Source organism: Nakamurella leprariae, from assembly GCF_016918035.1.
GTDB classification, from domain to species: domain Bacteria; phylum Actinomycetota; class Actinomycetes; order Mycobacteriales; family Nakamurellaceae; genus Nakamurella; species Nakamurella leprariae.
Window position 1 is genome coordinate 65,857 of the sequence record NZ_JAERWK010000014.1, and the last position, 14,033, is coordinate 79,889.

12 protein-coding genes are annotated in these 14,033 nt (G+C 72.1%); all 12 read left to right on the top strand.

Features of this window, described 5'->3' with window-relative positions:
- The first annotated feature begins 22 nt into the window (after positions 1-22).
- The gene (serS, locus tag JL106_RS11250; RefSeq protein WP_205260822.1) at positions 23-1,285 is read left to right on the top strand and encodes a serine--tRNA ligase; all 1,263 of its coding nucleotides are present in this window, start codon (positions 23-25) and stop codon (positions 1,283-1,285) included.
- A 43-nt stretch (positions 1,286-1,328) separates the two neighbouring features.
- On the top strand, positions 1,329-1,859 hold the full coding sequence (locus JL106_RS11255) for a phosphoribosyltransferase (protein WP_205260823.1): 531 nt from the start codon (positions 1,329-1,331) through the stop codon (positions 1,857-1,859).
- A 99-nt stretch (positions 1,860-1,958) separates the two neighbouring features.
- The gene (locus tag JL106_RS11260; protein ID WP_205260824.1) at positions 1,959-3,803 is read left to right on the top strand and encodes an AMP-dependent synthetase/ligase; all 1,845 of its coding nucleotides are present in this window, start codon (positions 1,959-1,961) and stop codon (positions 3,801-3,803) included.
- 44 nt (positions 3,804-3,847) lie between these two features.
- Positions 3,848-4,360 carry a 2-oxo-4-hydroxy-4-carboxy-5-ureidoimidazoline decarboxylase gene (gene uraD, locus JL106_RS11265; RefSeq protein WP_205260825.1) on the top strand — a complete coding sequence of 171 codons (513 nt, stop codon included), beginning with the start codon at positions 3,848-3,850 and terminating at the stop codon, positions 4,358-4,360.
- Positions 4,357-4,713 carry a hydroxyisourate hydrolase gene (uraH, locus tag JL106_RS11270; protein ID WP_205260826.1) on the top strand — a complete coding sequence of 119 codons (357 nt, stop codon included), beginning with the start codon at positions 4,357-4,359 and terminating at the stop codon, positions 4,711-4,713. Before uraD ends, uraH begins: the two co-directional genes overlap by 4 nt.
- Positions 4,714-4,806: 93 nt before the next feature.
- Positions 4,807-5,709 (top strand): factor-independent urate hydroxylase, encoded by a 903-nt coding sequence (gene pucL, locus JL106_RS11275; RefSeq protein WP_205260827.1) that lies wholly within the window; start codon positions 4,807-4,809, stop codon positions 5,707-5,709.
- Between the two features lie 157 nt (positions 5,710-5,866).
- The gene (locus JL106_RS11280) at positions 5,867-7,288 is read left to right on the top strand and encodes a nucleobase:cation symporter-2 family protein (protein ID WP_205260828.1); all 1,422 of its coding nucleotides are present in this window, start codon (positions 5,867-5,869) and stop codon (positions 7,286-7,288) included.
- A gap of 603 nt (positions 7,289-7,891) precedes the next feature.
- A complete protein-coding gene (locus JL106_RS11285) occupies positions 7,892-8,770 on the top strand; it encodes a glycosyltransferase family 2 protein (protein ID WP_205260829.1) in 879 nt (292 codons plus the stop codon).
- Positions 8,767-9,897, top strand: a complete 1,131-nt coding sequence (locus JL106_RS11290; protein ID WP_205260830.1) for a glycosyltransferase family 2 protein — start codon at positions 8,767-8,769, stop codon at positions 9,895-9,897. Before JL106_RS11285 ends, JL106_RS11290 begins: the two co-directional genes overlap by 4 nt.
- Positions 9,894-11,261, top strand: coding sequence for a glycosyltransferase family 2 protein (locus JL106_RS11295; protein ID WP_205260831.1), 1,368 nt, complete (start codon positions 9,894-9,896; stop codon positions 11,259-11,261). The genes JL106_RS11290 and JL106_RS11295 overlap by 4 nt, the downstream gene beginning before the upstream one ends.
- Positions 11,262-11,263: 2 nt before the next feature.
- Positions 11,264-12,427: a glycosyltransferase family 4 protein gene (locus tag JL106_RS11300; protein WP_205260832.1), complete on the top strand. Its 1,164-nt coding sequence runs from the start codon at positions 11,264-11,266 to the stop codon at positions 12,425-12,427.
- 41 nt (positions 12,428-12,468) lie between these two features.
- The gene (locus tag JL106_RS11305; RefSeq protein ID WP_205260833.1) at positions 12,469-13,932 is read left to right on the top strand and encodes an oligosaccharide flippase family protein; all 1,464 of its coding nucleotides are present in this window, start codon (positions 12,469-12,471) and stop codon (positions 13,930-13,932) included.
- Positions 13,933-14,033 lie beyond the last annotated feature (101 nt).

Sequence of the window (14,033 nt, forward strand, 5' to 3'; positions counted from 1 at the left end):
GCCGGGGACTACCCTGTCTGCCGTGATCGACCTGCGCATCGTCCGGAGCGACCCCGAGGCGGTCCGCGCCTCGCAGCTGGCCCGGGGCGAGGACCCGTCCCTGGTGGACCGGCTGCTGACCGCGGACGCGCAGCGCCGCGCCGCGGTGGCGTCCGCGGACGAACTGCGGGCCGAGCAGAAGTCGTTCGGCCGGACGGTCGGCAGGGCGAGCCCGGAGGAGCGGCCGGCGCTGCTGGCCCGCGGCAAGGAGCTGGCCGGTCTGGTCAAGCAGGCCGAGGCGAGAGAGGTCAGTGCCGAGCAGGAGCTGCGCGGCGCACACCTGGCCGTGCCCAACGTCATCGAAGGTGCCCCGCCCGGCGGTGAGCAGGACTTCGTGGTGCTCGAGGAGATCGGCACGCCACCGACGTTCGACTTCACCCCGCGCGACCACCTGGAGCTCGGCGAGCTGCTCGGGGCGATCGACATGGAGCGCGGGGCCAAGGTCTCCGGCGCCCGGTTCTACTTCCTGCGCGGGGTCGGCGCCCAGCTGCAGTTCGCGCTGCTGAACCTGGCCATGCAGACCGCGATCGGCAACGGCTTCGTCCCGATGGTGCCGCCCGTGCTGGTCAAGCCGGAATCCATGGAAGGCACCGGCTTCCTGGGCGCGCACGCCGACGAGATCTACCGGTTGGAGGCCGACGACCTCTACCTGGTCGGTACGTCCGAGGTGCCGCTGGCCGCCTACCACTCGGGCGAGATCATCGATCTGGCCGGCGGTCCGGCCCGGTACGTGGGCTGGTCGTCGTGCTTCCGGCGGGAGGCCGGCTCCTACGGCAAGGACACCCGGGGCATCATCCGGGTGCACCAGTTCGACAAGGTCGAGATGTTCTCGTACTGCCGTCCCGAGGACGCCGAGGCCGAGCACCTGCGGCTGCGGGAGTTCGAGCAGCAGATGCTGGCCGCGATCGAGGTGCCGTACCGCGTCATCGATGTCGCCGCGGGTGACCTCGGATCGTCGGCGGCCCGCAAGTACGACTGCGAGGCGTGGGTGCCCAGCCAGCAGGCGTACCGCGAGCTCACCTCGACCTCCAACTGCACCACGTTCCAGGCCCGCCGGCTCGGCGTGCGGTACCGCGGCGAGGACGGCAAGCCGCAGACGGCCGCCACCCTCAACGGCACCCTGGCCACCACCCGCTGGTTGGTCGCCATCCTGGAGAACCACCAGCAGGCGGACGGATCGGTCCGGGTGCCCGAGGCGCTGCGTCCCGGCCTGGGCGGTCGCGAGGTGCTCGAGCCGATCCGCTGACGGTGACCCGATCGGCATCACCCCAGGCGATAGGTTGCTGGGCATGTCAGCACCGACCGAGCCCACGCCGCAGCCGCCGACCGACCCGGACGCGGCCCCCGAGCGGGAGGTGCTCAGCTGGGAGCTGTTCGGCACGGCCAGCCGGGAGCTGGCCCAGCAGATCGCCGACAGTGGTTTCCGGGCCGAGATCGTCATCGCGGTCGCCCGGGGCGGCCTCGTCCCGGCCGGGGCGCTGGCCTACGCCCTGGGCACCAAGGCGGCCGGCACGCTGAACGTCGAGTTCTACACCGACATCGAGGAGACGCTGCCCGACCCGGTGGTGCTGGAGCCGTTGCTCGACACCGATGCGCTCAAGGGCAAGCGCCTGCTGGTGGTGGACGACGTGGCCGACTCCGGCCGCACCCTCGCCCTGGTCATGCGGCTGCTGGCCGAGCACGGCGCCGACGTCCGGTCGGCCGTGCTCTACACCAAGCCGCGCACCATCGTGCAGCCCGACCACTCCTGGCGGAACACCGACAAGTGGATCACCTTCCCGTGGTCGGCGCTGCCGCCGGTGACGCCCGCCGGGGCCTGACGTGCGCTGACCGGGCGCGGGGTCGGCGGTCGGCGATCACCGCCCGGCTACCCTGCAGCTCGGGACGGCGCCGCCGGGCCCAGGGAGGGGATCGCGGGCGTGGACGATCAGCTGCCGGTGAGCGAGACCCCCGGGTACGGGCAGGCGCGCCGCGAGCAGTCGGTGTGCTCGCTGCTGCTGGACCGGGCGGCCGACGACCCGGACGGCGTCTTCGCCGAACGACGCACCGTGGACGGCACCTTCGTCCCGATCACCGTGACCCAGCTGCGCCGCGACGTGCTCTCCGCCGCACGGGGTCTCGTCGGGCGCGGCGTGCAGGTCGGCGACCGGGTGGGGATCATGGCCGCCACCCGGTACGAGTGGACGGTGCTGGACCTGGCTGTGCTCATGTGCGGGGCCGTGGTGGTCCCGATCTACGACACGTCGTCGGCCGAGCAGGTCCGCTGGATCGTCGGCGACGCCGACGTGCATGTCATCGTGGCCGGGACCGACGAGCAGTCCGCCCGCTGCCGGCCGCTGGTCGACGTCACGACGCTGCGCGAGGTGCTGGTCCTGGACCCGGCGGACGGCGGTCGGCCCGCGCTGGAGCAGCTGGCGGCCGACGGCGCGGAGATCACCGAGACCGAGGTGCTGGCACGGGCGGCGGCGTGCGACCTGGAGACGCTGGCCACCGTCATCTACACCTCGGGCACCACCGGCCGACCCAAGGGCGTGGAGATCACCCACGGGAACGTCGTGGTGCACGTGCAGAACGGCGTCGACGACCCGAACCTGGGTCAGGTGGTGAAGGGCGGGCACACCCGGACGCTGATGTTCCTGCCGCTGGCCCACACGTTCGGCCGGTTCATCAACATCCTCTGCCTGTACTCGCGCACCGTCGTCGGGTACGTGTCCGACACCAGGACCCTGGTCGACGATCTGCAGGCGTTCCGACCGACCTGGCTGCTGGCCGTGCCCCGGGTGTTCGAGAAGTTCTACAACTCGGCCGACGCCCAGGCCGGCACCGGCCTGCGCCGCCGGCTGTTCCGCTGGGCGGCGGCCACCGCGCGGCGGTGGTCCGAGGATCTCGAACAGCACGGTGGCCAGGGTCGTCCGTCCCTGCTGTTGCGGCTGCAGCTGGCCGTGGCCGACCGGCTGGTGCTCCGCCGCATCCGCGCGGTGATGGGCGGTCAGGTGCAGTACGCCATCTCGGGCGGTGCTCCACTGGCCACTCGACTGGGCCACTTCTTCCGGGGCGTGGGCATCACCGTGATGGAGGGTTACGGCCTCACCGAACTGTCCGCGCCGACGGCGGTGAACCGGCCCGGCCTGATCAAGATCGGCAGCGTCGGCGCCCCGTACCCCGGTACCCGGGCCCGGATCGCCGCCGACGGCGAGGTACAGGTGCAGGGCCCCAACGTGTTCCGCGGCTACCTCAATGATCCGGAGGCCACCGCCGCCGCGTTCACCGACGACGGGTGGTTCCGCACCGGCGATCTCGGGCGGCTGGACGCCGACGGCTACCTGTCGATCACCGGTCGCAGCAAGGAGATCATCGTGACCGCGGGCGGCAAGAACGTGCAGCCGGCCGCGCTCGAGGACGCGCTGCGGTCCCATCCGCTGATCTCCGAGGTCGTCGTGGTGGGCGACCAGCGGCCGTTCATCGGGGCACTCGTCGCGCTGGACACCGAGATGCTGCCGCGCTGGCTGGCCAATCACGGGCTGCCCGAGCACCTGGACGCCGAGCAGGCCGGTCGCGAGCCGCGGGTGCGGGAGGCACTGGACCAGGCCGTGGCCGCTGCCAACGAGCAGGTGTCCCGGGCCGAGTCGATCCGCAAGTACGTGGTGCTGCCGCGGGAGCTGACCGAGGCCGACGGCGAACTCTCGGCCTCGGCCAAGGTGCGCCGGCCCGTGGTGCTGGAGCACTTCGCCCGGCAGTTCGACGAGCTCTACGCCGGGCGCTGATCAGCGCACCGGCTCAGCCCACCCACGACCCCGAACGGACGGCGATGACCGCGGCGACACCGGCCCCGATGACCCTGGACGAGTTCAACGCGGCGGACGACGCCGTGGTCTCGGCCCTGCTGGCCGCGTGCCTGGACATCCCCGAGTGGGTGGACGCGGTGCGCACCCGGCGGCCGTTCCCGGACGTGTCCGGGTTGCGCGCGCACGGCGCCGGGCAGGCGGCCCTGATCACCTGGGACCAGGTCGCCGGGGCGCTGGCCCGGCATCCGCGCATCGGGCAGCGACCGACCGGGGACGGCGTGGACGCGCGGTGGTCGGCGGGGGAGCAGGCCGGGGTCCGCGACGACGAGCGGGACGCCTTCGCCCGGGCCAACGCCGAGTACGAGCAGCGGTTCGGGTTCATCTTCCTGATCTGCGCCACCGGCCTGTCCGGTGAGCAGATGCTGGCCGCGCTGCGGCAGCGGTTGCACCACGACGAGGAACAGGAGCGTCCGGTGGTCATCACCGAACTCGGGAAGATCGCCGCGCTGCGGTTGGAGCGGGCGGTGACGGCGTGACCGGCCAGCGGACGATCGCCCGGCTGTCCACGCACGTGCTCGACACGGTGCTGGGCCGCCCGGCCGCCGGGGTGCCGGCGGTGCTGGAGCAGCTCGGCCCGGACGGCGACCACGTGACCGTCGGGCACGGCACCACCGATGCCGACGGGCGCATCGCCGAGCTCAACCGGCAGCCGCTGGGCCCGGGCGAGTACCGCATCGTCCTCGGCACCGCCGGCTACTACGCCGACCGGCACGGATCGGTGTTCTTCCCGAGCATCAGCGTGCAGGTGCTGCTGGACGGCGCCCGCGAGCACTACCACGTGCCCGTGCTGATCAGCACGTTCTCCTACTCGACCTATCTCGGAAGCTGAGCCGGGCGCCCGCTCCCGCCGACACGCTGCGGTAACGGAGCCGGGGCACCATCTGGCTCGTTCCGCCACCAGCGCTCGCGAAGGAGTCCGCCCATGGGGATCGTCCTGGGACCCAACCAGTACGGCAAGGCCGAGGTCCGGATGGTGCACGTGGACCGGTCGACCGACGTCCACCGCATCACCGACGTGAACGTCACCAGCCAGCTCATCGGCGACTTCTCCGCCACCCACCTGACCGGCGACAACAGCGACGTCATCGCCACCGACACGCAGAAGAACACGGTCTACGCCCTGGCCCGGACCGGCGGCGTCGGGACGATCGAGGACTTCGCGCTGCGGCTGGCCCGCACCTTCGTCGGACCGTACCCGCAGGTGACCGGGGCCCGGATGGCGGTCGAGCAGTTCGGCTGGGACCGCATCCAGACCCCGGACGGGCCGCACGACCACTCCTTCGTCCGCGGCTCCGCCGAGGTGCGGACCACGGTCGTCACCAAGGACGGCACCGACCCGGACGGTGAGCGGGTCATCTCCGGGGTGCGGGACCTGGTGGTGCTCAAGAGCACCGGCAGCGAGTTCTGGGGCTTCCCGAAGGTGCCGTACACGGCGCTGGTGGAGACCAAGGACCGGATCATGGCCACCTCGGTCACCGCGCGGTGGGTGTACACCGGCACCGACCTGGACTGGGACGCCACGTTCACGCTGGTCCGTTCGACCATGCTGGCCGAGTTCGCCCAGTTGCACAGCCTCTCCCTGCAGCAGACCCTGTTCGCGATGGGCCGGGCCGTGCTGGAGACGGTGCCGGAGATCGGCGAGATCCGGCTGTCGATGCCGAACAAGCACCACTTCCTGGTCGATCTGTCGGCCTGGGACCTGGACAACCCGAACCAGGTCTTCTTCGCCGCGGACCGTCCGTACGGACTCATCGAGGCGGCCGTGCAGCGTGACGACGCCCCGGTCGACCCGGCGGTCTGGCAGGGCGTGCCCGGTTTCGTGTGATCCGGCCACCCGGACGGGTGGAGCCGTAACCGATCGGTGACACAGCGAGCCCGCCGCCGAAACGCCGCGGGCCCACAGTGCGGCTGTCCAGGTCCGGCCCGGATCCACCTGATCTGCGTGGGTCCGCGCCCGGACTCCGCCGACGCCGGAGGTCGCCATGTCCGTGTTCGGACGCACCCAGACCCGGGACGGCCGCCCGATCGACCCCGTCGATCAGGTGCCACCCCTGGCACAGCTCATCCCGCTCGGGCTGCAGCACGTGCTGGCCATGTACGCCGGGGCGGTCGCCGTCCCACTGGTGGTGGGCGGTGCATTGATCGCCGCCGGCCGGATGGACGCGGGCGATCTGGGCTACCTGGTCACCGCCGACCTCTTCGTGGCCGGCATCGCCACCCTCATCCAGTCGATCGGGTTCAAGTGGTTCGGCGTCAAGCTGCCGCTGATGCAGGGCTGCACGTTCGCGGCCGTGTCGCCGATGATCGTCATCGGGTCCGAGTACGGCGTCACCGCCATCTACGGGTCGGTGATCGCCTCAGGGATCTTCATGATGGTGCTGGCCCCGCTGTTCGCGAAACTGGTCCGGTTCTTCCCGCCGTTGGTCACCGGCACCGTCATCCTGATCATCGGACTGTCCCTCATGGGGGTGGCGGCGAACTGGATCGGTGGCGGTCAGGTCGGTGAGGAGGGCGCCCCGATCGGTAACGTGGCGATGGCCGCGTTCGTGCTGGTGCTCATCATCCTGCTGGAACGGTTCGCGCCCCCGGTGCTGGCCAGGGTCTCGGTGCTGCTCGGCATCGTGATCGGCACGCTGGTCGCCATCCCGTTCGGGATGACCGGGTGGGAAGGGGTCGGCGACGCTGCGTGGTTCGGCGTCAGCACGCCGTTCCACTTCGGTCTCCCGGTGTTCGAGGTGTCCGCCGTGGTGTCGATGTGCATCGTCGCGCTGGTCATCATGACGGAGACGACGGGGGACATCCTGGCGGTCGGGGAGATCGTGCGGTCACCGGTGGACAGTCGCCGGCTGGCCGACGGGCTCCGCGCCGACGGTCTGTCGACCGCGATCGGTGGCGTGTTCAACACCTTCCCGTACACGGCGTTCGCGCAGAACGTCGGACTGGTCTCGATCACCGGGGTCCGCAGCCGGTACGTCGCCACACTGGCCGGCCTGGTGCTGATCGTCCTCGGCGTCATCCCGAAGGTCGGCGCGATCGTGGAGGGCATTCCCCTGCCGGTGCTCGGTGGCGCCGGCATCGCGCTGTTCGGGATGGTCTCGGCCAGCGGTGTGCGGACCCTGTCGACCGTGCGGTTCGACAACCGGAACATCCTGGTGGTCGCCGTCTCCATCGGCGTCGCGCTCGTCCCGGTGGTGCGTCCGACGTTCTACGACGCCTTCCCGACCTGGTTCACCACCATCTTCGAATCGGGCATCAGCGCGGGCGCGATCGTGGCCATCCTGCTCAACCTGCTGCTGAACCGGACACCGACGACGGAGGTGGCCGCCGGGTACGCCGCGCACGACGCCGTGCGCGAGCAGCCACCGGTCGGTGCCCGTATCGGGGCAACGGCCCGACCGGAGTGACCCGAACGAGCGCAGCCCCACCGCGATGCGCAACGAGAACTTCCACCGAACGGGTGCGGTCCACTTGGGTCACAGTCGAGCAATCGAGATGAAACGATCTTGCCAATCACACGGAACGACGTTCGACGGACGATGGCCTCTGTGGCCATCGGGCGGTGAACGGCCGATCCGGGCAGGTCTGGGCGGTGCTGACCGGGTGACTTCTGGGTGCCCGCCCGTGCCCTGGTCAGGCGGAAGGAGCTTGTCGTTGCGACATCACGGTGCCCCGTCGGTGTTTCCGCGCCCCCGAACACCTCGAAAGGGGACAAAGTGTCTTCGCTCCGACCCACTTCTGGGGGTGATGGTCGGGTGAGGCCGCCCACAACCAGCCACCAACCATGGACACCGACCCCCAACCGGGTGGTACGTTCTGCCACGCAAGGTGCGGGGTTGGCGTCGGAGCGTAATCGGCTCCCGTCACGTCGTAGCCGAACGGAACGTTCGGCTCTCGTCGGGGGGCGCGGTGGCCAATCGATGCCTGCCGCGTCAGGTGGGGAGCCGCGCTGACGAGTGTCCGCGAACGCGTGGCGGTCCACCCGCCACACCGAACGAGATCAACGACGATTGACCGACGTCCACCAGTTGATCACCTCACGGGGGTTTCCATTGTCCCGCGACAGCCATCACCGGCACCGCGCCACCATCTCGGTGGTCATTCCCGCCCGGAACGAGGGCCGCAACATCGGCTTCGTGCTGGAGAACCTGCCGGCGGGGGTCGACGAGGTCATCCTCGTCGACGGCAACAGCACCGATGACACCATCGCCGTCGCCCGGCAGCACCGCCCCGACATCGTCGTGGTGCAGCAGCTGCGCCGCGGCAAGGGCAACGCCCTGGCCGCCGGGTTCGCCACGGCGACCTGCGACTACATCGTGATGATCGACGCCGACGGCTCGATGCATCCCGACGAGATCGGCCGGTTCTCCCGCGCGCTGGATGACGGCGCCGACTACGCCAAGGGCTCCCGGTTCGCCGAGGGCGGCGGCAGCGACGACATCAGTCGGCTGCGCGACTTCGGCAACCGGTTCCTGAACCTGACCACGAACCTGCTGTTCCGCACCCGGTACTCCGACCTGTGCTACGGCTACAACGCGTTCCGGCGCGAGTGCCTGATCGCCATGGCGCTGCCGGATCCGTTCGACGGCACCGCCGCCAAGCGGTGGGGTGACGGCTTCGAGATCGAGACGATGATCAACGTCCGAGTGGCCAAGGCCCGGCTGTCCATCGCCGAGGTGCCGAGCTTCGAGTACCCGCGCCGGTTCGGCGAGAGCAACCTGCGGACCTTCCGCGACGGGTTCCGTGTGTTGGGCACGATCATGCGCGAGCGTGTCTCCAAGCACCGGCCGGGCGCCGAGTGGGCGGCCCCGATGCCGTCCCCGGTCGTGGTCGACCTCAACGAGGCCAAGAAGCGGCTGGACGGGTTCCCGCGCTCGGAGGCGGTGTGAGTCAGCAGTCCACCGACGCGACGGGAGCCTCCACCGAGGGCACTCCCGCTCCGCGTCCGACCGACGGCGACGGCGACGGGCCGCTGACCGCTGCCGTCGTCGTCTGCGCCTACACCGAGCGACGCTGGGACGACCTCCTGGACGCGATCGACTCGGTGGTACCGCAGCTGCGGACCGGCGACGAGCTGGTCGTGGTGATCGACCACAACGACGTCCTGCTCGAGCGGCTGCGCGCCGCCCGCCCGGCGTTGCGCGTCATCCCGAACACCGGGACCAACGGCCTGTCCGGTGCCCGCAACACCGGTGTCGACGCGACCACGGCCGACGTCGTGGTGTTCCTGGACGACGACGCGACCGCCGAGCCCGACTTCCTGGTCCGCATGCTCGCGCCGATGCAGGATCCGACCGTGCAGGGTACGGGCGGCTGGGCGGAGCCGGTCTGGCCCGCCTCCGGTCGACCCGGCTGGTTCCCCGAGTCCTTCCTGTGGGTCGTCGGCTGCAGCTACCAGAGCGGGGCCAGCACCGATCGCCCGGCGACGCCGGTCCCGGTCCGCAACCCCCTCGGGTGTGCCATGGCCATCCGGCGCACCGCGCTGGAGCAGGTCGCCGGGTTCTCCGGTGCGGTCGGCCGGGTCGGCACCCATCCTGTCGGCGCCGAGGAGACCGAGCTGTGCATCCGGATCGGCCAGGCCGATCCGACGGCCCGATTCATGATCGAGCCGACCGCGGTGGTCCACCACCACGTGACCGACGACCGGACCCGGTTCAAGTACTTCCGCAGCCGCTGCTACTGGGAGGGCGTCTCCAAGGCGGTCGTCTCCAGGGCGGTCGGCGCGGGTGACGCACTGTCCGCCGAGCGCGGGCACGCCGCCAAGGTGCTGCCACTGGCCGCACTGCAGGCGCTGAGGGCCGGACTGCGCGGCGACCGGGCCGGATTCGGCCGGGCCGCGGCCATCGTCGGCGGTCTCGGGTTCACGGTGGCCGGCTACGCCCGCGGGCTGCTGGCCCGCCCGACCGCGATGCCGCCGGGCGCCGGTCAGGCCGCGGCGACCACCACCGGGTCCGACGGGACCACCGGCCGTGCCGACGGGACGACGGCCGAGCAGCGACTGCAGGAGAGTGCGTGACGGGGTCGACCGGGCACGAACAGCACAGCGGAGCGCCCGCGGCCGGCGTGGTCGGCGTGTGGTGCACCGAGCTCGAGCTGTCGGACTCCGACCGGACCGACGCGGCGGAGCTGCGGGTCCCGGCCGGATCGACGGCCGGTGAGGTCCGCGTCCTGCTGCGCGCGCACGGACGCCCGGTGGCGTTCGTGCAACTGCCGTTGACCGACGGCGCTGCGACGGTCGGGGCCGTGCACGCAGCGATGGATCCCGCGACGGCGCAGCTGGCCGAGCGCGAGCTCGCCGCCGGCCCGTCGCCCGCGGTCCCGGCCGACGAGCGCATCTCCGTGGTGGTGTGCACCCGCAACCGACCGGACGAGCTGGTCGGCTGCCTCGACGGGCTGGCCGCGCTGCGCGACCCCGACGTCGAGATCGTCATCGTCGACAACGCGCCCTCGGACGACCGCACCGAGCAGGTGGTGCGTCGGTACGCCGCCCGGGACCCGCGGTTCCGGTACGTCCGGGAACCGCGCCCGGGTCTGTCCTGCGCCCGCAACCGTGGGCTGCTCGAGGCGACCGGCGAACTGCTGGCCTACACCGACGACGACGTCCGGGTCGATCCGGACTGGCTGACCGGCCTGCGTCGGGGCTTCGCCCGCCGCGCCGACGTCGGTTGCGTCACCGGGCTGGTCGCCACCGCGTCGCTGGACACCGCCGCCGAGCACTACTTCGATGCGCGGGTGTCCTGGGGCGACAGCTGCACGGCCAAGGTGTGGGACCTGCACACCACCGGGGAGAGCCCGCTCTACCCGTACTCGCCCGGCATCTTCGGCACCGGCGCCAACATGGCGTTCCGGACCGCGCTGCTGCGCCGGCTCGGCGGGTTCGACGAGGCGCTGGGCGCGGGGACCCGCACCAAGGGCGGCGAGGACCTCGACATCTTCGTCCAGGTGCTGTTGGCCGGGTCGTCGCTGGCCTACGAGCCGTCCGCGGTCACCTGGCACCGGCACCGCGCCGACCTCGACGCTCTGCGCAGCCAGATGTACGGCTATGGCACCGGACTGGGCGCCTACCTGACCAAGCTGCTGCTCGGCCGGCGTACCCGCGGTGACGTGCTGCGTCGCATCCCGGGCGGGTTGGCCAAGCTCAGCAAGGTCTCCCGGACCACCAGCGATGCGGTCAGCCCGGCCGCGTCGGTCTCCGTGCCGACCCGGTCGCTGATCATCCGCGAGTTCCGCGGCATCGTGGCCGGCCCGGTGCTGTACCTGCTGGCCCGCCGGGCCGTCCCGGCCGGCGGCACGCCCATCGGCCCGGGGAGCGACGGTCAGTCGTCCCCGCGGACGCGGCCGGGCGTGCGGAAGGACCGGACGTCGAGCCGGGCGGACTGAGCATGCGGTACGTGGTGAACGCGGTGACCATGGCCCCGATCGGCGGGGTCGAGATGAGCACCACCCAGGTCAACCGCCGACTGGCCGAGCGCGGCCACGAGGTGCACGCGCTGTACCGGGATCCGGGCGTGCTGCTGCCCGAGTGGCAGAGCTTCGCCCGGTCCGTCGTCCGGGTGCCGTCGTTCGACTGGCACCGGGACCGGGCGGCGCGGGAACTGTGGCAGCTGCGGCCCGCCGTCCAGGCGGCGCGCGCGGCCCGCCCCGACGTCATCTACCTGAACCGGGTGGAGCAGATCGGCTGGGGCCTGGCCGCGGCCGGCGCCAGCCGGGCGTCGCTGGTCGTGCACCTGCGCAACCAGCCGAGCTTCCCGGGCATGAAGGTGGTCAGCCGGATGACGGCCCGGTTCATCGCCGTGTCCGAGTGCATGCGGCGGATCTGGATCGACTCCGGCGTCGAGCCGGACAAGATCACCACGGTGCACAACGGCATCCTCGCGGAGGACTACCCGGTCGGTGGCCTGGCCGAGCGGGCCGCGGCCCGAGCCGAGCTGGGCCTGCCGCGGGACGCCTTCATCCCGCTGTACCTGGGCCGGGTCGCCCCCGAGAAGGGCGTGCCCACCTTGCTGCAGGCGTGGCGCCGCCTCGGCTGGTCGACCGACGACGCCCGGCTGCTGCTGGTCGGCACCGAGTCCTCCGGTCCGGAGTACGAGCACCTGCTCGAGGTCCGCCGGGACGAGCCGGCCGGCCTGCACTGGCTGCCGAAGCGCCGGGACGTGATCACCGCGCTGCACGCGGCGGACGTCGTGGTGCTGCCGGCGCTGTGGGAGGAGCCGTTCGGCCGCGTCGTCATCGAGGCCATGGCCACCGGCCGGCCCATCGTGGCGTCCCGGGTCGGCGGCATCCCCGAGATCATGACCGGGGAGGCGGCCCAGTGGCTGGTCGAGCCGGGCGACGCGGACGCGATCGCGGCCCAACTGGCGGCGCTGCGCGACTGGCGACGCGACGATCCGGGTCTGGCCGACCGGTGCGTGCAACACGTGCGGCGGGAGTTCTCGCTCGACCGCACGGCCGACGGGGTCGAGTCGGTGCTGCAGGACGTCGTCCACAGTCGTCGGCGCGCGGGACGGGCCGGCGGCCGGCAGCTGGCCGGCGCGACGGCGAAGTGACTTCCCAGACCCCTGTCCCGACTTCTGCGACCGATCCCACGATGGAGAAGGCGGAGCGACCGGCCGGCAGCTCGCTGTTCGGCCGCGACCTGCTGTACGTCGTCGTCTGGTCGCTGCAACTGGTCACCTCGACGCTGATCTCGCCGGTCCTGGCCCACCTGCTGGGCCCCGCGCAGTTCGGTGAGGTCGCCACCGTCATCTCCCTGTACCAGGTGTTCGTCGTCCTGGCCGTGGTCGGCTTCGACCGCGCCATCCCGGTGCAGCGGGCCGAGGACTCCGACGACGGCCGGGCCAGGGGGTTGCTGGCCATCGGGCTGGTGATCGCGGGCGTCCTCTCCGCCCTGGTCGGGCTGACGTCACCGCTCTGGGCGTCCGCAGTCGGGCTCGGGAGTGACCCGTGGTTGGCCTGGGCCATGGTGCTGTGGGCCGGCCCGGCGTCGGTGGTGCAGCTGATGTGTGCGCTGCTCCTGGCCCAGGACCGGCTCAAGGCGTTCTCGCTGCTCAGCTCGTTCACCGCGGTCGGCGGTCAGGTGCTCGGCATCCTGTTCGTCCTCCTGCTCGGCAGCGACTCGGGCGGCGCCGGGCGCTACCTGACCGGACTGGTGATCAGCGCGTTCGCGGCGCTGGCCGTGGGCATCTGGCTCACCCGCCCCCGACTCGGCTCGCTGACCGACCTCCCGTTGGCCCGGCGCACCCTGCGGCTGGGCATCCCGGTGATGTTCGGGTCGCTGTCGCTGTTCGTGGTGAACGCCGCCGACCGCGTCATGGTGGGGCGGCTGCTCGACCTGGACGAGGTCGGCCGGTACCAGGTGGCCTACACGGTGGGGTCGATCGCCGTGCTGCTGCTGTCCTCGGTCGGTCAGACGTGGACGGCGCGCATCGCCGAGGAGCGGGATCCACAGGCCCGCCGGCTGCTCATGGGCTGGTCGCGCGACATCCTGTACCGGCTCATGGTCCCGGTGACCCTCGGACTGGTGCTCGGAGCGCCGCTGGTGCTGCGCATCGTGGCCCCGGCCAGCTTCGATCCGGGCGGCCTGGTGCCGACCACCGTGCTGGTCGCCGTGTGCGGCTTCGTCACCACCGCGATCGGCGCGACCAACCGGTCGCTGCTCATCGGCCGCCGGGCCGGACCGCTGGCGGTGTCGGCCTGGGCCTCGCTCGTGGTGCACGTGGTGGTGGCGCTGGTGGCCATCCCGCTGATCGGCATTCTGGGTACGGCGGTCGCGGTCCTGGTCGGATGGCTGGTGCAGGCGGCCCTGCAGCGGTGGGCGAACCGCGGCCTCGGGGCCCTGCCGGCCACGCCCCGTCCGGTGCTGCTGAGCGTCGGTGCCGTGCTGGTCGTCGCCCTGGTCTGTGCGCTGCTGCCGCAGCCGCCGCTGCTGAACGGCATCCGCTTCGGCGTCGCGGTGGCGTGCGTGCCGTGGTTCCTGCTGGTCCTGCGCCGGGCGCAGAGAGCCGAACCCCCCGGCCGTCCGGCCGATCCGCGGGGCGGTTCGGGGGACTGACCGGGGGGCTGGTGTGCGAGTGGTGGGGGGGGGGGGGGGGGGGGCGCCCCCCCCGGGGGGCCGGGGGGGGGGGGCGGGGGGGGGCCCCCCCCGCGGGGGCC

Coding starts and splice junctions, on each gene's coding strand:
- JL106_RS11255 (WP_205260823.1), top strand. CDS start 1,329: ATGTCAGCACCGACCGAGCCCACGCCGCAGCCGCCGACCGACCCGGAC.
- uraD (WP_205260825.1), top strand. CDS start 3,848: ATGACCGCGGCGACACCGGCCCCGATGACCCTGGACGAGTTCAACGCG.
- JL106_RS11280 (WP_205260828.1), top strand. CDS start 5,867: ATGTCCGTGTTCGGACGCACCCAGACCCGGGACGGCCGCCCGATCGAC.
- JL106_RS11300 (WP_205260832.1), top strand. CDS start 11,264: ATGCGGTACGTGGTGAACGCGGTGACCATGGCCCCGATCGGCGGGGTC.
- pucL (WP_205260827.1), top strand. CDS start 4,807: ATGGGGATCGTCCTGGGACCCAACCAGTACGGCAAGGCCGAGGTCCGG.
- JL106_RS11305 (WP_205260833.1), top strand. CDS start 12,469: ATGGAGAAGGCGGAGCGACCGGCCGGCAGCTCGCTGTTCGGCCGCGAC.